The sequence below is a fragment of the Burkholderia sp. GW821-FHT14F03 genome, assembly GCF_058803765.1.
The window spans coordinates 210870-229538 of record NZ_JBXAPG010000004.1 but is presented as its reverse complement, the minus strand read 5'-3'; the positions used below and the strand labels follow the sequence as shown (position 1 = coordinate 229538).

Annotated in this window: 14 protein-coding genes and 1 pseudogene; 13 read left to right on the top strand and 2 right to left on the bottom strand. The window is 67.3% G+C overall.

Going from position 1 to position 18669, the window contains the following annotated elements; all coding sequences use genetic code 11:
- The first annotated feature begins 85 nt into the window (after positions 1-85).
- From AC1RQF_RS04820 to AC1RQF_RS04770, 11 genes and pseudogenes are all read left to right on the top strand, one after another.
- Positions 86-1243: a flagellin gene (locus AC1RQF_RS04820; protein ID WP_274000314.1), complete on the top strand. Its 1158-nt coding sequence runs from the start codon at positions 86-88 to the stop codon at positions 1241-1243.
- 155 nt (positions 1244-1398) lie between these two features.
- On the top strand, positions 1399-2955 hold the full coding sequence (fliD, locus tag AC1RQF_RS04815; protein WP_492871432.1) for a flagellar filament capping protein FliD: 1557 nt from the start codon (positions 1399-1401) through the stop codon (positions 2953-2955).
- A gap of 38 nt (positions 2956-2993) precedes the next feature.
- Positions 2994-3296 carry a flagellar protein FliT gene (gene fliT / locus AC1RQF_RS04810; RefSeq protein WP_274000310.1) on the top strand — a complete coding sequence of 101 codons (303 nt, stop codon included), beginning with the start codon at positions 2994-2996 and terminating at the stop codon, positions 3294-3296.
- A gap of 213 nt (positions 3297-3509) precedes the next feature.
- Positions 3510-5843, top strand: coding sequence for a tetratricopeptide repeat protein (locus AC1RQF_RS04805; protein WP_274000308.1), 2334 nt, complete (start codon positions 3510-3512; stop codon positions 5841-5843).
- Entirely contained in the window at positions 5840-6988 is a 1149-nt protein-coding gene (vioA, locus tag AC1RQF_RS04800; protein WP_274000307.1) for a dTDP-4-amino-4,6-dideoxy-D-glucose aminotransferase VioA, read from the top strand. The genes AC1RQF_RS04805 and vioA overlap by 4 nt, the downstream gene beginning before the upstream one ends.
- A gap of 49 nt (positions 6989-7037) precedes the next feature.
- Positions 7038-8081, top strand: coding sequence for a ketoacyl-ACP synthase III (locus tag AC1RQF_RS04795; RefSeq protein ID WP_274000305.1), 1044 nt, complete (start codon positions 7038-7040; stop codon positions 8079-8081).
- 42 nt (positions 8082-8123) lie between these two features.
- The gene (locus AC1RQF_RS04790; protein WP_274004413.1) at positions 8124-8345 is read left to right on the top strand and encodes an acyl carrier protein; all 222 of its coding nucleotides are present in this window, start codon (positions 8124-8126) and stop codon (positions 8343-8345) included.
- Between the two features lie 2 nt (positions 8346-8347).
- A complete protein-coding gene (locus AC1RQF_RS04785; RefSeq protein WP_492871431.1) occupies positions 8348-9409 on the top strand; it encodes a ketoacyl-ACP synthase III in 1062 nt (353 codons plus the stop codon).
- On the top strand, positions 9406-10170 hold the full coding sequence (locus AC1RQF_RS04780; RefSeq protein WP_492871430.1) for an SDR family NAD(P)-dependent oxidoreductase: 765 nt from the start codon (positions 9406-9408) through the stop codon (positions 10168-10170). The genes AC1RQF_RS04785 and AC1RQF_RS04780 overlap by 4 nt, the downstream gene beginning before the upstream one ends.
- Positions 10170-10802, top strand: coding sequence for a NeuD/PglB/VioB family sugar acetyltransferase (locus tag AC1RQF_RS04775; protein WP_492871429.1), 633 nt, complete (start codon positions 10170-10172; stop codon positions 10800-10802). The genes AC1RQF_RS04780 and AC1RQF_RS04775 overlap by 1 nt, the downstream gene beginning before the upstream one ends.
- A gap of 14 nt (positions 10803-10816) precedes the next feature.
- Positions 10817-11873 (top strand): annotated as a pseudogene (locus tag AC1RQF_RS04770) (aromatic ring-hydroxylating oxygenase subunit alpha).
- 69 nt (positions 11874-11942) lie between these two features.
- Here the strand turns inward: AC1RQF_RS04770 and AC1RQF_RS04765 are convergent.
- On the bottom strand, positions 11943-13604 hold the full coding sequence (locus AC1RQF_RS04765) for an acid phosphatase (RefSeq protein WP_492871428.1): 1662 nt from the start codon (positions 13602-13604) through the stop codon (positions 11943-11945).
- Positions 13605-14252: 648 nt separating this feature from the next.
- On the opposite strand from AC1RQF_RS04765, the gene AC1RQF_RS04760 reads away from it, so the two are divergent.
- Complete coding sequence (locus AC1RQF_RS04760) at positions 14253-15899, top strand: glycoside hydrolase family 10-like protein (protein WP_492871427.1); 1647 nt, start codon at positions 14253-14255, stop codon at positions 15897-15899.
- A 317-nt stretch (positions 15900-16216) separates the two neighbouring features.
- Here the strand turns inward: AC1RQF_RS04760 and AC1RQF_RS04755 are convergent, their stop codons facing one another.
- Positions 16217-16624, bottom strand: a complete 408-nt coding sequence (locus tag AC1RQF_RS04755) for a hypothetical protein (RefSeq protein WP_274000292.1) — start codon at positions 16622-16624, stop codon at positions 16217-16219.
- A gap of 734 nt (positions 16625-17358) precedes the next feature.
- Between AC1RQF_RS04755 and AC1RQF_RS04750 the strand changes: the two genes are divergently transcribed.
- Positions 17359-18216: a lipase family protein gene (locus tag AC1RQF_RS04750; RefSeq protein WP_492871426.1), complete on the top strand. Its 858-nt coding sequence runs from the start codon at positions 17359-17361 to the stop codon at positions 18214-18216.
- Positions 18217-18669: the final 453 nt, after the last annotated feature.

The window sequence follows — 18669 nt, the reverse complement described above, 5'->3', positions numbered from 1 at the left end:
TCTGAGGCGGCCAGCAAAGAACGAGTGCTTCCGCCGATGCCAATAGTGGCTTTTATGGGCTTTCGGCTCACTTAGGAGATTTTCCATGCTCGGAATCAATAGCAATATCAACTCGCTGGTCGCTCAGCAAAACCTGAACGGTTCGCAAAGCGCCCTGTCGCAGGCGATCACCCGTCTGTCGTCGGGCAAGCGCATCAACAGCGCGGCGGATGATGCAGCGGGCCTCGCGATCTCGACCCGGATGCAAACCCAGATCAACGGCCTGAACCAAGGCGTGTCGAACGCAAACGACGGCGTCTCGCTGATCCAGACCGCGTCGAGCGCACTGTCGTCGCTGACCAACAGCCTGCAGCGTATCCGTACGCTGGCCGTGCAAGCGTCGACCGGCACGCTGTCGACCTCGGACCAGAACGCGCTGCAACAGGAAGTCTCGCAGCAGATCGCGGAAGTGAACCGGATCGCGTCGCAAACGACCTACAACGGCAAGAACATCCTCGACGGCTCGGCAGGCATCCTGTCGTTCCAGGTCGGCGCGAACGTCGGCCAGACGGTCAGCCTCGACCTGAGCCAAAGCATGTCGGCGGCGCAAGTCGGCGGCGGCCTGGTGCAGCAAGGCCAGACGGTCGGCACGTTCACCAACCTGAACCTCGACTCGACCGGCACCTACACGTCGACGGCGTCCAGCGTGGCGATCACGTCGGTCACCGTCAAGGCTGACGGCAAGGGCGGCTACACGTTCAGCGACCAGAACGGCACCGCACTGTCCGCGACGGCAGTCGGCAACATCTTCTCGGGCGGCACGGCAGCGGGCACGGGCACGGCAGTCACGACCCTGGCGCTGGCGACGCAAGCCACGGGTGGCATGTCGACTGCGCAAGCCAGCGCGGCAACGACGATGCAGGCACAGATCAACGCGGTCAACCAGCCGCCGACGGTCTCGAACCTGAACATCTCGACCGTCACCGGCGCGAACCAGGCGATGGTATCGATCGACAACGCGCTGCAGACGGTGAACAACCTGCAGGCGACACTCGGCGCGGCGCAAAACCGCTTCACCGCGATCGCGACGACGCAGCAAGCGAACTCGACGAACCTGTCGTCGGCACAATCGCAGATCCAGAGCGCGGACTTCGCGCAGGAAACCGCGAACCTGTCGCGCGCGCAAGTGCTGCAACAGGCCGGCATCTCGGTGCTCGCGCAAGCGAACTCCAACCCGCAGCAGGTTCTGAAGCTTCTGCAGTAATGCTGTAACGGGCAACCGTACGATGGGCCGCGCAGTAGAGCGGCCCGTCTTGTGCGGCGGTGCAACTCCTCGTGGCCGCCGCACTCTTTTTCGCTTATCGCGACTGAAGTTCCAGATTCGCGCCAGCCGCTTCCGGCGACGCACGGAGTACAGCGATGTCCACACCCATTTCGTCGACGACCAACACGCCGATCACCAGCTCGACCAGCGCCACCCAGCAGGCCGCCCAGCAGGCGCTGCAGGAAGCCGCGCAGTCCATCATCAGCGGTGCGACCGGCAACTCGTCGCTCGACGTCAATTCGCTCGTTACCGCCCTCGTCAACGGCAAGACGGCCGGCCAGACCGCCCAGCTGTCGACCGCCACCGCGTCCGACCAGACCCAGCTCACCGCGCTCGGCACGCTGCAATCGGCGCTCGGCGCGCTGCAAAGCGGCCTCGGCGCGCTCGCCGACGGCACCTTCAACCAGGTCCTGACCGCCACCACCAGCGGCACCGGCCTGACCGCCACGACCGGCGCGGGCGCGGTCGCCGGCAGCTACCAGATCACCGTCAATCAGATCGCGACCTCGCAGACGCTGACTTCCGGCGCGTTCGGCGCGACGCAGCAGCTCGGCACCGGCACGCTGACCCTGTCGATCGGCAGCCAGTCGACCTCGATCTCGATCAACTCGACGAACGACACGCTGGCCGGCGTCGCCGCCACGATCAATTCGGCCTCGAACAATCCGGGCGTCACCGCGACCGTCGTGACGGGCAGCGACGGCGCCCACCTCGTGCTGCGTTCGACCAATACGGGCGCGGCCGACACGATCAACGTCGGCGTCAGCAACCTGTCCGGCGACAACGGCCTGTCGAGCCTCGCCGTCACGTCGACGCCGAGCACCACGGGCGGCCAGTCGACCATCGCCTCGGGCGGCAGCATCGCGTGGTCGCAATCGACCGCCGCGCAGGACGCGGAATTCTCGATCGGCGGCGTCGCCGCGAGCAGTGCGTCCAATACCGTGTCGAACGCGATCGCGGGCGTCTCGCTGACGCTCACGCAGGCGGCCGTCAGCACGACGCCGCAAACCCTGACCGTGTCGCAGGACGTCACGACCCAGGTCAACGACATCTCCAATTTCGTGTCGCTGTACAACGCAGTCGTGTCGACGGTCACGCAGCTGACCTCGCTGAGCGGCGGCGGCACCAGCTCGGCGTCGGCGGGCCCGCTGCTCGGCGACTCGACGCTGAATACGATCAACAACTCGCTGATGACGATCCTCGCGAGCGGCGTGCCCGGCGGCGGCTCCACCGCGACGCTCGGCGCGCTCGGCATCACGATCGCCGACGGTGCGTCCTCGAGCCTGCCGGACGGCTCGCTCGTGCTCAACAAGGCGCAGCTCACGGCCGCGCTGCAAAGCAACCCGGCGGCCGCTTCGACGCTGTTCAACGGCACCAACGGCATCGGCGCACAGATCAACACGGCAATCACGGGCTTCACGCAAACGGGCGGCATGCTAGCCACGCGCACCAGCGCGCTGAACTCGGACCTGCAGAGCCTCGCGACCCAGCAGCAGAACCTGACCAACTACACGACCCAGCTCACCGACCAGTACAGCGCGCAATTCACCGCGCTCAACACGCTGATGGCTTCGATGAACTCGAACCAGAACTACCTGACGGCGCTGTTCGGCGGCACCAACAGCGCGGGCGCGCTGGCAAGCAACAAATAAGCGTAGAGTCGCGCTTGGACGAACAAAGGAGCGATTCCATGGACCAGACTTCGCTGGTGCAATACGTACTGGAGCTGACGCGCGCCATCGACCAGGCGGCCCGGCTGGCCGACTGGTCGGAGGCCGCGCGCCTGATCGACGTGCGGTCCCCGTACCTGATGTCGATCACGGCCGAGCAGACGAGCGCGTCGCTCGAGCTCGTGCGGCAGATCCAGACGCTCGACGCGGCCGTGTTCGACAACGCGCAGACGACCCAGACCGAGCTGCAGACCGAATACCGCGCCGCGATGGCGCGCGCCAATGCGGCCAGCGCCTACCAGCAGGCCGCCGCGCGGTTCTGAACGCCGCTTCCCCTGACAACAATAAATCACGCGTGTAGACGCGTGCTCGTTCGCCTCCGTGCCCGCCTCGTGCGGGCCTTTTTTTATGCCGGAGCAAAAATCGGGACAGATTGACCATGCGGCAAACTGACGGGGGATTTGGGGTTAGCTCCGCGCTTCAGGCTCGGGGGGCGGCGCCGATAATCAGGTGAACTCGCTCATTCCGTCATGCCCATGGCCACCTTGTCCGTCCCGACCTCCTCCCCGCTGTCTCCCGAAGCCCAGCAGGCCGCCGACATCGCACTGGTGCTGCAAAGCGCGATAGAGCAGCACCAGCAGGGCGCGTTCGATGACGCGCAGGCGCTCTATGAGGCAATTCTCGGCGCACTGCCCGAGCAGCCGCAGGCGCACTATGGGCTCGCCATGCTGAAGGTCCGGACCGGCGCGCCGGCCGACGCGCTGCCGCACTTCGAGATCGCGCTCGGCAGCGCGCCGAATGACGAGAGCTACTGGTTCGGCTACATCAACGCGCTGATCGAGGCGGGCATGATCGCCGCCGGCTGGACGGCGGTCAATCTGGCGCAGCAGCGCGGCGTCGGCGGCCAGACGCTCAACCTGCTGATGCTGCGCCTGTCGAATTCGGTCGAGGGCACGCCCTCGCCGATGCGCTTCACGCTGAGCACGCCGCTCGACCTCCCGTCCATGCCGGATACCGCGGAAGCCTCCGCGTCGGAGCCTGCGGCCAGCGTGCGCCGGCCGAACCCGCAGGACATGAACCGCCTCGCCACGCTCTACAACAAGGGCCGCGACGAGGACGCGATCAAGCTGGCGCGCACGCTGACCCGGCGCTTTCCCGCGCATGGTCCCGCATGGCGCGTGCTGGGGCTGGCGCTGCATCGCAGCGGGCAGACGGAGCCGGCCCGCGAGGCGTTCGTGCGAACCCTCACCTTGCTTCCCGACGACACGCAGTGCCGGCTGCTGCTGGCCGATGGGCTGCGCCTCCTGAACCAGTTCGCGGACGCAGAACGGCAATGCCGCCAGATCTTCGAGCTTGCGCCCGACATGCCGGAGGCGAACCGCCTGATGTGCACGCTGCTCGGCGGGCTCGGCCGCGTGGATGAAGCGCGCACCTACGGCCTGCGCGCGATCGAACTCGCGCCGAACAACGAATCGATGTACAGCTCGCTTGCCGTGATGCTGTTCGACCACAACGGCTCGCCTACCGAGGCCGAGCCCTACTTCCGGCGCGCGTGCGAACTGAATCCCTCGGATGCCGGCGCGCACAGCAGCCTGCTGTTCAGCCTCACTCACCAGATCAACATCGACGTCGCCGCGCTCGCCGCCGAGCATCGCGGATTCGCGGCGCGCCACGAGGCGCCGCTGCGCGCGCGCTGGACCCCGCACCCGAATCGCCGTGATCCGGCGCGTCCGCTGCGCATTGGCTTCGTGTCCGGCGACCTGTTCAAGCACGCGGTCGCGTCGTACCTGACGCCACTGCTCGGCCCGCTCAAGCGCGAAGGTGATCTGTCGCTGTACTTCTATTACAACCACGTGCTCACCGATTACGTGACGGCCGGGTTGAAAGGCCATGCGAGCGCGTGGCGCGACGTGTCCACCCTGTCGGACGACAAGCTGTGCCGACAGATCCGCGACGACCGCATCGACATCCTCGTCGACCTGTCGGGGCACACCGGGCGCAACCGGCTCCTGACCTTCGCACGCAAGCCTGCGCCCGTGCAGGTCAGCTTCATCGGTTATCCGGGGACCACCGGCCTCGACGCGATGGACTATTACTTCGCGGACCGCTTCGCGATTCCGCCGGGGCCGGTCGAGCAGCAGTTCAGCGAGAAGATCGTGCGCCTGCAGGCCGCCGCCGCCTTCGAGCCAGAACGCCAGGCGCCGCCCGTCAACCTCCTGCCCGCGCGGCACAACGGCTATGTCACGTTCGGCAGCTTCAACCGTCTCAACAAGCTGCGCGCCGATGTGATCGCGGTCTGGGCGCGCCTGCTGCACGCGCTGCCCAATGCGCGCATGGTGCTTGGCGGCATTCCGCCCGAGGGTGGCCAGGACGAGCTGGTCGGCTGGTTCGAGCAGGCCGGCATCGGGCGCGAACGCCTCGACTTCCTGACACGTTCCGCGACGATCGTCTACCTGCAGCAGCACCACCAGATCGACATCTGCCTCGACACGTTCCCCTACAACGGCTCGACCACCGTGCTCCATTCGCTGTGGATGGGCGTGCCGACGCTCACGATCGAGGGCGACACCCTGCCGAGCCGCTCGGGCGCGACCTGGATGTCGCACGTCGGCCTCGATGCGTTCATCGCCGCCGACGCCGATGATTTCGTCGCGAAGGGCGTCGCCGCCGCACGCGATGTCGATACGCTCGCACGCGTGCGTGGAGAACTGCGTTCGCGCTGCCAGGCAAGTCCTGCATTCCAGCCTGAAGTCGTCGGACGCAACATCGCGGACGCGTTCAGGACCATGTGGCGCCGCTGGTGCGACGAGCTGCCGCCCGAAAGCTTCAGCGTGACGCCGCGCCCCGAACTCGACGGAGAATCCAAGTGAACGCCCTGCCCCTGCGCCAGATCGAACTGGAAGCCCAGGCGCCGATCTACGTCACCCAGCCGTACCTGCCGCCGCTCGAGGAATTCATGCCGTATCTCGAGCAGATCTGGGAAACCAGGACGCTCACCAACGGCGGCCCGTTCCACGAACAGCTGGAGCGCGCGCTGTGCGAGTACCTCGGCGTGCGCCATCTGTCGCTGTTCACCAACGGCACGCTCGCGCTCGTCACCGCGCTGCAGGCGCTGCGCGTGACGGGCGAGGTCATCACGACGCCCTATTCCTTCGTCGCGACCGCCCACTCGCTGCTGTGGAACGGCATCAATCCCGTGTTCGTCGACATCGACCCGGTCACGCTGAACCTCGATCCGGCCAGGATCGAGGAGGCGATCACGCCGCAAACGACCGCGATCATGCCCGTGCACTGCTACGGCCGGCCATGCGACGTCGAGGCGATCCAGCGCATCGCCGACAACTACAACCTGAAGGTGATCTACGACGCCGCGCACGCGTTCGGTGTCCGGACCGCGAGCGGCAGCGTGCTCGAGCACGGCGACATGTCGATCCTCAGCTTCCATGCGACGAAGGTGTTCAACACCTTCGAAGGCGGCGCGATCATCTGTCCCGATGCGAAGACCAAGCGGCACATCGATCACCTGAAAAACTTCGGCTTCGTCGACGAGGTCACGGTGGTCGCGGCCGGGATCAACGGCAAGATGAGCGAGATCAATGCCGCGTTCGGGCTGCTCCAGCTCAAGCACGTCGACGAAGCGCTGACGCGCCGCGCACGCATCGATGCGATCTACCGCGAACGGCTTGGCGACGTGGCCGGCATCCGATCCCTGCCGGCCCTCGACGTGAAGGTCGGCAACTACGCCTACTTTCCGATCCTCGTCGACGACGCGTATCCGCTGACGCGCGACGCGCTCTACCAGAAGCTGCGCGATCACGGCATCTACACGCGCCGCTATTTCTATCCGCTGATCTCGGATTTCCCGAACTATCGCGGCCTGCCGTCGGCGCAACCCGACGGCCTGCCCGTTGCGCGCGAAACCGCCGCACGCGTGCTGTGCCTGCCGATCTACCCCGCGCTCGACGACGCATCGCTGATGCGGATCATCGACCTGATCGCGGACGGTCGCGCATGACGCCGCTGCCCCCACGGCACGGCACGCGCGAGCACACGGACTCGGCGCGATGATCCGCACCGACCACGCCGACCGATCGCCGCGCGCGGTTCTGCGCGACCTCGCCGGCCATCTGCCGGAAGCGGCGTTGACGAACGATGCGCTCGCCGCGCTCTACCCGGAATGGCCTGCCGACAAGATCCTGGCGAAGACCGGCATCCGGACCCGTCATCTGGCGGGCGCCGACGAAACGGCCGCGGATCTCGCATATGCGGCAGCACGACGCCTGTTCGCGCGGGGCGCGGTCGCGGCCGAGCAGGTCGATTTCGTGATCCTGTGCACCCAGGCGCCGGACTATGTCCTGCCGTCCTCCGCCTGCATCCTGCAACAGCGTCTCGGCATCCCGACCCACGCCGGCGCGTTCGACGTCAACCTCGGCTGCTCCGGCTATGTCTACGGCCTGTCGCTCGCGAAGGGGCTGGTGGAAACGGGCGCCGCGCGCTGCGTGCTGCTGCTCACGGCCGACACATATTCGAAGTACATCCATCCGTACGACAAGAGCGTGCGCACGCTGTTCGGCGACGGTGCGACGGCCACCGCGATCACCGCCGCCGACGACGGTGCGGGCAGCATCGGCCCGTTCGTGTTCGGCACCGACGGACGCGGCGCGCCGAACCTGATCGTGAAGGCCGGCCTGTTCCGCACGCCGCTCGATGCGGCCGGCATGCAGGCGTACGAGGACGCGTCCGGCAACCGGCGCACCGACGCGCACCTGTACATGAACGGCGCCGAGGTCATGGCGTTCTCGCTCGCCGAGGTGCCGCGCGCCGCCGAACGGCTGCTCGAGCGCAGCGGCGCGGACCGGGACGACATCGATTTCTACGTGCTGCACCAGGCCAACCGCTTCATGCTCGAAGCATTGCGCAAGAAGATGAAGATCCCCGAGCACAAATTTCCCATCCTGATGGAGCACTGCGGCAACACGGTGTCGTCGACCATCCCGCTCGCACTCGAGCAGATGCGCGACGCGGGCACCCTGTCGCGCGGACAGCGCCTGATGTTGCTGGGTTTCGGCGTCGGCTACTCGTGGGCCGGCTGTCTTTTGGATTACTAGCAGGAGCGCAACATGAATGCATTGAACGATGGACTCGTCGACGTGAAGGCCTTCTACGAAGGGTTGGCCGAAGTCTTCGAGATCGACGCCGCCGGCATCACGCCCGAGTTCGATCTCGTCGCGCACAACTGGGATTCGCTCGCGATCGTATCGACCATCGCGCTCGCGGACGATTGCTTCGGCGTGTTGCTGAACGGCCAGGCGCTCGGCAACTGCAAGACGGTCGCCGACATCGAGGCGCTGATCGCAGCGCAGAAGGGCTGACGATGTCCGCGCAAGCCGCCGCGGGACGCGCGCTGCACACCCGAGGCGCGCGAATCGCGGGCCTGGTGTCGGCGCTGCCCGCGCGCGAGATCGGCAACGACGTGTTCGACGCCCGCTTCGGTGCCGGCCCGGTGCGCGACGTGATCAAGATGATCGGCGTCGAGCGTCGCCGCTGGGCAAGCCCCGGGCAGTCGACCGGCAGCCTGTGCCTCGCGGCGGGCAAGCGGCTCCTTGCCGGCCTCGACTGGGAGCCGGGCAGCGTCGATGCCGTGCTGTTCGTGTCGCAGACGCCCGAGTACCGGCTGCCGGCCACCGCATTCGTGCTGCAACGCGACTGGGGCCTGCCGGCCACCTGCCTTGCACTCGACGTCAATCTCGGCTGCTCCGGCTATCCGCAGGCGCTGTGGCTCGGGATGAACCTGATCCAGAGCGGCGCGGCGCGGCGCGTGCTGCTGGCCGTCGGCGACACGATCAGCAAGCTGATCGACCCGGACGACCGCTCGACCAGCCTGTTGTTCGGCGACGCGTGCACCGTCACCGCGCTCGAGGCCGGCACGCCGGACGACGACGCACACTTCGTGATCGGTTCGGACGGACGCGGCGCCACCAACCTGATCGTGCCGTCGGGCGCATTCGGCGACTACGATACGACTGCCGATCCGCGCTTCGCGGAACGCTCGCCGCGCCATCTGTTCATGGACGGCGGCGAGATCTTCAACTTCACGCTGCAGGGCGTGCCGCCGCTCGTTGCGCACACGTTCGCGCATGCGGGACGCGAGCCCGGCGCCTACGACGCCTTCCTGTTCCATCAGGCGAACCAGTTCATGCTCAAGCACCTCGCGAAGAAGGCCGGCCTGCCGGCCGCGAAGGTGCCGTCGAACATTGCCCGCTACGGCAACACGAGCTGCGCGTCGATTCCGTTGCTGATGACGACCGACCTTCGGGCCGAGCTGGCGGTGCGCCCGCTCGAACTCGCGATGTTCGGCTTCGGCGTCGGCTACTCATGGGCCTCCGCGTCGCTCGCCGTGGGGCCGCTGCGCGTCATCGACACCCTCGATCTATGACCTACTTTTCCGAACGCTGCCTCGCGGGCGGCACCTATCTCGTCACCGGCGCGTCGTCCGGCATCGGTCAGGCCGCCGCGCAGGCCATCGCCCGCGCCGGCGGCCGCGTGATCGCCGGCGGCCGCGACGCCGCACGGCTCGACGCCGCGGTCGCCGCGCTGCCGGGCGACGGCCATTTCGCGGCGCCCGCCGCGCTCGACCAGGCGGACCCGGCCGCGGACTGGACGGGCCAGCTCGCCGAATTGCATGGTTCGTTCGCCGGTATATTCCACGCGGCGGGGACCGAGCTGATCCGGCCGGCCCGCATGACACGTCAGGCCCAGCTCGACCAGGTGTTCGGCAGCAGCCTGTATGCGGCGTTCGGGATCGCGCGGGCGGTCAGCCGCAAGGATGTGATGAGCGACGGCGGTTCGGTGGTGCTGATGTCGTCGGTCGCCGGCGTGACCGGACAGGTCGGGATGACCGCGTATTCGGCCGCGAAAGCCGGCGTCGACGGCCTCGTGCGTTCGCTCGCCTGCGAACTCGCCGCGAGGCGGATCCGGGTCAATTCGATCTCCGCGGGTGCGGTGAAGACGGCAATGCATGCGCGACTCACCCAAGGCAGCCCTGACGACGCGGTGGCTGCCTACGAGCAGAGCCACCTGCTCGGCTTCGGCGAACCGGACGACGTCGCGCACGCCGTGCTGTTCCTGCTGAGCGGCGCGAGCCGCTGGATCACCGGCACCGCGCTCGCGGTGGACGGCGGCTACCGGGTGCGCTGATGGCCGCGCGACTGGTGGTGGCCGGCTGCGGCGCGTTCGCCCGCGAACTGATCAACTGGGTGGACGACGCCGCCGAGCGCGGCGCTGGACCACGTATCAGCGGATTCCTTGACGCGAATCCGGATGCGCTGGCCGGTTTTGCCTACGATCTCGAATGGCGGGGCGACCTCGATGCCTATACGCCGCGCGCGGACGAAGCGCTGCTCGCGGCGATCGGCGATCCCGCCGCGAAGCGCGACGTGGTGGCGCGCCTGCGCGCGCGCGGCGCCGTGTTCGCCGGCTTCCGGCACCCGAGTGCGCTCGTCGCGCGCACCGCGCAACTCGGCGAGGGCGTGGTGTTGTGCCCGTACACGGTGATCTCGGCGGACGCGCGGATCGGCGATTTCGTTGCCGTCAACCTGCACAGCACCATCGGCCATGATGTGCGGGTCGGCGCGTATTCGACACTGAGCGCCCACGTCGACTTGACGGGTGGGGTCGAGGTCGGCGACGCCGCGTTCTTCGGTTCCGGCGCACGCGTGTTGCCGCGCGTGAAGATCGGCGCCGGGGCCAAGGTCGGCGCGGGTGCGACCGTGATGCGCGCCGTGCCGGAACAGGCGGTGGTCTACACGACGCCCGCCAAACGACTCTGACGACCCCACTCAGCATGGAATTCGACACCGCACTGATCGACCACTACTGGCACCTCGGCTGTCACCGGCGCGAGTTGCCGGCCGATGGCGATTATCTGCGCTTCGACAGCGCGGCGGGTGAAATCGTGCTGTTCAACGACGCGGGCAACCTGGTCGCGTTCGACAATCGCTGCCGCGCATCGCGGCGCGCGTCTCTATGTCGGCGACAGCGGCAACCAACCGGCGACCTGTGCCTATCATGGCTGGACCTATCGTCGCGGCGAGCTGATCGTGCCCGGCCGCGAACGCTTCGACGCCTGCCAGCTCGCACACGCCGCGCTGCGCCGCTTTCGGATCGACTGGTGCGGCGACTTCCTGTTCTTCGCGAAGCAACCGCGCACCGATCTCTCGACCCAGCTCGGCGCGTTCGCCGCCACGCTCGAGAGCCTGTCGTTCAATATTGCCGGCCGGCTCGACCTGAACCGCTACGACTACGCGTGCTACTGGCCACTCGCGATCGAGAATGCACTGGAGCCCTGCCACATCGATGCGGTTCACCAGGACACGCTCGCGACCCTGCGGCTCGAAGCCGGCGAGAACCGCTTCGACGGCGACAACAGCGCATGGTATGCGCCGCTCGGTGAGGCTCGGCTGAACAGCCGGCTCGCGAAGCTGCGACGTTTCTTCATGATCGACGACGCGTACGACGGCTACATGAGCCTCTATCTGTTCCCGTTCACGATGATCTCGTCGACTTACGGGTACTCGTATTCGCTACAGCATTTCCTGCCCGCAGCCGACGGCGCGCGCACGCACTTCACGAGCCGCCTCTATGCGGCCCATGCGACCGATCCCCATGCGAGCGATCTGCTGGGGTCGTTTTTCGATTCGACGATCCGCGTGAACCGGCAGGTATTCGACGAGGATCACCGGATCTGTCAGCGCATGCCGCGCGACAGCTGGTCGATGGAGCCGCTGCGGTTCGCCGCCGCCGAAGAGGCGAAGATCGATCATTTCCGCGCGAGTTGCCGGCGCTTCGTTGCGACGACGGCCGCAGCGGTCGCCCGGGCGCCCGCTTCAGCCGACGCCTGAGCGCGCAGGCTTCTCACGGCCACCCGGCCAACGGCGACCGCCGCCGGCCGGATCGGCCCCGCTCCGTGCTCAACCCAGTTCGAGCGCCTGGGTCAGATCCCCCGGCGGCGTCGCGCCGCGCGCGGCGAACGCCTTGTCGCGCGACGCCACACCGTCGAGCGGCGTGAGGCCGTGCACGCGGCTGATGAAGCGCAGGATCGAGTTGGTGTCGTACAGCGTGTGATCGACGTGGCCTTTCTTCGCGAACGGCGCGATCACCAGCGCCGGGATCCGCGAACCCGGGCCCCAGCGGTCGCCCTGCGGCGGCGTCGCCGGATCCCACCAGCCGCCGTTCTCGTCGTGGGTCATGACGATCACCGTGTTCGCCCACTGCGGCCCGCGCTGGATATGCTCGATCACCGTCGCGATGTGGCGGTCGCCCGATTCGATGTCCGCGTAGCCCGCGTGCATGTTCAGGTTGCCCTGCGGCTTGTAGAACGTGACGGCGGGCAGGCGGCCCGCGTCGATGTCGGCGAGCAGGTGGTTGGTCGACGGATCGTCGCCGAGGCCCGCGTCGCGCAGGTGGCGACGGCGCGCCTCGGTGCCCGGCGCGAAATTCACGAAGTAGTTGAACGGCTGGTGGTGATACTGGAAATCGGGCACCTCGCCCGTGTCCCGATGCTCGAGCGCGTACTGCCACGCGCCGCCGTACCACGCCCAGTCGACGCCCTTCTCCGACAGCCGGTCGCCGATCGTCGCGTAGCTTTGCGGCGGCAGCACGCGCGGGTCGGCCGGATCCGCGTAGGCGGGATTGCCGCCCTCGGGCGGCGGCACGTAGCTCGGCTGGTACGGCGGCGCCATCGTGTTCACCGCGTAGCCGTCCGGCGTGAAAGCCCCGTCGCGCTCGAACTTCGGCGGACCGTCGAGCGCCGACGCGGGCGAATCGGCCGCGACCTTCAGGCGCGTGCCCGTCGGATCGTCGCCGTCGACCACCGACACCAGGTGCTTGGCCGCGCTCGTGTGCACGTCGGGATACAGCGGCGTCTGCGCGGAGATCAGGTAGATGTGGTTCAGCCAGGAACCGCCGAACGCGGCCATGAAGAAGTTGTCGCACAGCGTGTACTGGCGCGCGAGGTTCCACAGGCGCAGCGTCTCGGCCGAATTGCGGTAGTGGCCCATCACGAGGCCGCCCGAATCCGCCCACGCGGCGAACTGGTTGTTGCGGCCCGCGTTGATCTGCATCTGGTTCTGGTAGAAGCGATGCCACAGGTCGCGCGTGATCACGTTGTTCGGCAGCGGCTTGCCCTGCTCATCGCGGATCAGGAACGGCGCGTTCGGCAGGTTCTGGATGTCGCGCTCGGCGATCATGTAGCGCTTGCCGTCGATCTCCTGCGCCTGCGGCACGAGCCCGCCCCAGACCTTCGGCAGGGTGGGCAGCGGCGTCTTGCCGTCGCGGTCGAGCTGGAGCGCCTGGTTCGGCGACACGTCGGCGAGCGGATGGCGCACACCCGGGAAATGACCGTACAGGTTCACGAAGCTGCGGTTTTCCGCGTAGATCACCACGATGTTGCGCACCTTGTCGCGCAGCAGCTGGTCGAACCGCAGGTCGGCGGCGGAACGCGGCGCAAGCTGCGCGGTTTCGCAGCCGGTGAGCGCGAGGCTCGCGCCCAGCGCGGCCATGCCGCCCAATACGCGGCGGCGGTCGGGATCGGCGGGGGTGTCGTCGTCGGGAAGATCGGGGGTGTCGGTCATGGGTGGGGCGCTCCTCTACAGTCTGATTGGATCTTGGTCAGTCGGCCGCGGCGCGGCTTGCGGCGCGCGCGGCGTGTGAGCAGGTCTCGATGCAAGGCTTTGTCACGAAACTGTCACATCCGCGACTATAGCGTGCGACGGCGCGTGAGGACAGTCATGCCGCGGCGAAAGCGCGGCGACTTCGCGACTTCGCCGCCGACGGTCATCCGGAGCTAAGCATCGTGTCGTGACGGTTTGGTGTAAATGGGACGAACGGCAGGGGACGCGGTCAAGCGCGTCCGTCCGTGGCGATCCGGGCGGCGGAGGCGACAGAAAGGAGCCGGCCGACGGCGCGAGCGACTGCCGCTCCATCAGCCTCGCGGCCCCATGCCGCGGCGCCCGGCCAGCTTGCCCCGCGGCGGATCGAGCCGCCCTCGACCCAGCGCCGGGCTGCGTCGCCCCCAGCCTTCGGCGAGCCGACCCGTCCTTCGCTTTTATTTGCATTCCGAAGTATTGACGGCCTGGAATCGCATGGCGCGCGCGTGACACGAGACACTGGCGCCGCGGTCCGTTTCTCGCTGCCGCACAATGCGGTCTCGCCTTGGCGTGGAACTTGCGCGGAACATCACTGGTCTTCTCACCTTATGCCCTTCATCCCCGGAACGAGCCATGCCGCCCTCGAGCGACTCGACATCCCTCTCGCTGTACCGTCGCGTCGCAGCAGCGCTCCTGCTTTCCGCGAGCAGCGCCTGCGCGCCTCCGCCGGACACGCGAAGCGCGCCGCATGCGCCGAGCGCGTCGAACGCACCGGATACGCCGGCGCAATCCTGTACGCCGGACGCCGCAACGCCCAAGCGGCAATTCCGCGCCGCCTGGATCGCCTCGGTCGTGAACCTCGACTGGCCCTCCCGCCCCGGGCTCGCGGCCACCCGGCAGCAGGACGAGCTGCGCCGATGGTTCGACGAGGCGGCCCGCATGCATCACAACGCGGTCATCGTGCAGGTGCGGCCGGCCGCGGACGCGTTCTGGCCGTCGCCGTTCGAACCCTGGTCGACATATCTGACCGGCAGGCAGGGCACCGATCCCGGCTACGACCCGCTCGCGTTCGCCGTCGCCGAGGCGCACCGGCGCAATCTCGAATTCCACGCCTGGTTCAATCCGTTCCGGCTCGCCATGAGCAGCCGCGTCGATACGCTCGCCGCCACGCATCCGGCGCGCGCGCATCCGGACTGGATCGTCCGCTACGGCGGCAAGCTTTACTACAACCCGGGGATTCCGGCCGCGCGCGCGTTCGTCATCGACGCGATCATGGATGCGGTCGGCCGCTATGACATCGACGGCGTTCATCTCGACGATTACTTCTACCCGTATCCCGTCAGAGGCAAGACCTTCGACGACGCGGCCGCCTACGCGCGGTACGGCGCGAATTTTCCAACGCTCGCCGCATGGCGTCGCCACAACGTCGATCGCTTCATCGAGGCACTCGCGCAGCGCATCAAGGCAGCGAAGCCCTGGGTGAAGTTCGGCGTGTCACCATTCGCGGTGTGGCGCAATGCCTCGACCGATCCGCTCGGTTCGCCGACCCGGGCCGGCATCGAGACCTACGACGATCTGTACGCCGACACCCGACGCTGGGTGCGCGAGGGCTGGCTCGACTACGTCGCGCCGCAGGTCTATTGGGCCCGGGGCTTCCCGGCCGCCGACTACGATCAGGTCGTGGCGTGGTGGGCCGAGCAGGTGCGGGGGCGCGACGTCCATCTCTATATCGGGCAGGCCGCCTTCAAGGTCGGCAAGCCTTCCCGTCAGTCGCCCGGCTGGGCCGATGCGGATGAATTGAGCAAGCATCTGGCGGCCAATCGCGCCTGGCCCGAGGTGCAGGGCGACATCTACTTCTCCGCGAAGGACGTGCGCGCGGATTCGCTCGGCGCGATGTCGCGGCTGACCCGCACATGGTATTCGCGCCCCGCGCTCGTGCCGGTCATGGCTTCGCCCGGGGTGTCGCCGCCCGCTCCGGTCGACACGGTTCAGGTCGAACGGGCCGCAGGCGGCGCACGCCTGCAATGGCAGCCCCGCCCGGCGGCCGGTGCGACCGCCTATGCGATCTATCGCAGCGAGCAGACGCCGCTCACCGCGTGCGACCGCAGCGATGCGCGCCATCTGCTCGCGACGGTGCGCGGCGTCGAGTATGTCGACGCGACCGCGCGGGCCGATCGCGGCTACCACTACGAGGTCACCGCGCTCGACCGGTTCTCGAATGAAAGCGCGCCGGCGGAGGCGCGCCTCGCAGCGGCATCCGGCAAGGCGAGCCCGCGCTGAGGCGAGTGACCGGCGGGTTCGGTCGACACGGCGTGAAGAGTAAGACGACGATGCGAGTTCCAACTGATCTGGCATTCGTTGCGCATCGTGCCGCATGCGTGGAACAACGGCGGCGTCGCTCTCATCGGAAAAGCGACCGGATCTATCGGACATTCCGGCGTTCACCGGCACGGCAAGCAGAACAGGTGTGTCGCAACGGCCGCCCCGCAATGGTTCGCCGAGTCGGCGAAAAGACAAGAGGCGCCGAAGCGCCTCTTGTCCTGCCGCCTCACCGGAACCATGCGTGAGGCGCGTCCCGCGGCAAGCGCAATGCGCGCTCAGTTGGCCGGCTGGATCAGCAACGTCGCCCCGCCGGCATTGTCGGAACAAATGTCGTCGCTGACGTATGCGTACATATCCGTCGTGGTATTGGTGACATCAATTACCGACGGATGCGCCGTGGCGTTGGTGCCCCAGTGAGCCGTGCCCCAACCGCCCTGCATGAACACGGTGTCGATCAGGCAGCCGCCGCCCAATCCGCCACCGGCGCAGCTCATGTTGTTGGATACGAGCGAAATGACATAGCGTCCCGGCGTGAGCTGGAAGCGCGCCGGTGTGCCGCCCGGCGCGCGGCCGAACACGGCGGTGATGCAGTTGTTGCGCGCGTCGATCGGAATCGACGTCGCCGCGCTGCTTACCAGGGGAACGGCAACCGCCAGCAGTGCGGCGACAATTTTCGTACGCATTGATCTAGTCCTCTCAAGGTTCATGCCCGACTGGGTTTCGAAGCGTTGAGCGGGAGGTTCGCGCAAGGTGCTTGGCCCCATGCTCGAATCAGTCTTCGCATCCGGACCGGGAAGGGCACACAGCAAGCCGTGCCCTGCGATTCCGCGAACCGTCGACGCTCCATCGCGTAAGAATCGACGTCATGCATCGACTCGCTTGCATCGCGCATGACAGCTTCCTTACGCCCTCCCTATAACGACAGATCAATAGTCAACTTTAGTTTTTGAAAAACTGCCCGGCGTTTCTGTTGCCAGCCTGTTCAGCCCAATTCGGCGCACATTCCTTGCGGCCATCCAAATACGCAAGCGCGCGACACGAAGAAAAAGCTGATTCGCCTGAAGGAGCGTTCCGAAGCTGCGTGCCCGGTCACGACTACCGGAATGGGCAGCCAGAACCCGGTGCGCGGTTCGGCGGCCAGCCTCATTGGGCCTGCGAGGCCTCTCCCCCGATAAATGGTAGGGCCGCCGGGCCGAGGCCTTTCTAAACTGAAATGCTTCATGCGTGTCGGCGATGACGGCAAGGACATGGCTCGTGATGCGTCGGCACGTCATGGACTCACCGACGCCCCATGAGCAACGGGCCGACAACCGCACCTTGAGAGACAGGAGGTTTCATCATGTCACGGAGAGATGTCTTCCACGATCTTCAACTCAATCTCACCCTCGCCTACGCGACCAATGTCGGGCAGAACCAGATGAACATCACCCCGGTTCTGCTGCAAAAGGAAATTCAGGCCGCACTCAAGGCCTCGTCCCTTACCCGGGACCAATACACGATCATCTGGGGACCCTCCGTCTACATGGACCCCAGCGGATTCCCCGCCAACGTCACGGCCGTCCTGCAGGGGACGCAGGACCCCGACGATTACCGGGTCGCGACGAGCGGAACCAACTTCCTCGCGCTGCTCGAAGTCGGTCTCGAGGATCTCGACGTGCTGCCTCCGCTCGTCCCGTTCCAGCAATACGTCTCGGGCTGCCCGTCTCCCGCGCTGATTTCCCCGGCAACGGACATCGGCCTGCAAGCCGTTCTGACAACCCCATCCTCGCTGAATCCGGGCACGGGCAAGCTGACCGATGTGCTGAGCGCGCTTCCCGCCACCGCCCGGCTGACGATCACCGGGCACAGCCTCGGCGGCACCATGGCGGCCACGCTCGCGCTGCTCTTTCACGAGACACTCGGCAAGCTGGCCGCGAATCTCAGCTGTTACGCCTTCGCCGGCGCGACCGCCGGCAATGCGGCCTTCGCGCGCTATTCGGACAGCGTGCTGCAGGGCAAGCTGACGCGCGTGTGGAATTCGCTCGATATCGTTCCGCACGCGTGGAACAGCAGCGACCTGAAGCAGATCGATTCGCTTTACCACGACATCGGCACGCCGGATTACATCAAGAAGATCGTGCGGGATGTCGTCGCGCTCGATCTGGGATATACCCATTGCGGCACCTCGCATCGGCTCGAGGGCGTGCAGAATGAAGGCCACAACTATCGAAAATTCACCGGGCAGGCCGGGTATCAGCACATCGATGCGTATCGGGATCTGCTGAAGTTGGGGTGAAGCGGATCGCGGTGGAGACGCCTCCGCTGCACCGGCTGTCCATGCCGGCCGCACCGGGCCGATTCCGCCTCCCTCGGGCAAGGCGGAAATAGGCCCGGCCCGAGGTGCCGGACAGACGCGTCAACCCCTCGCCCGCGCGTTGTCCGGCAGCCGGGAGGACGACCGAGCGCCCTCCTCGCAACCCCTGCCTTCGGAGCACGATGCTCGCCCCCCCAACCCCAGACAAATCAACGCCTTACCCCCACCCCCGCCCGCAACTCCAAGCTCACCCAATCTCCCCCAAGCCTGCCCGTCCCCACCCAAGGTGCAATTCCGCTGCACCCGCGCCGCGTCGCGGCGTCCCCGCCGCCACGACGCACGCCGTCCGTTGCCGCCCGACGCCCCACCCCGCACCATCGTTCCGACGCTGTCCGCCCGGCCCGGCGACGTCGGCGCGCGGGCGCCGGACCTGAC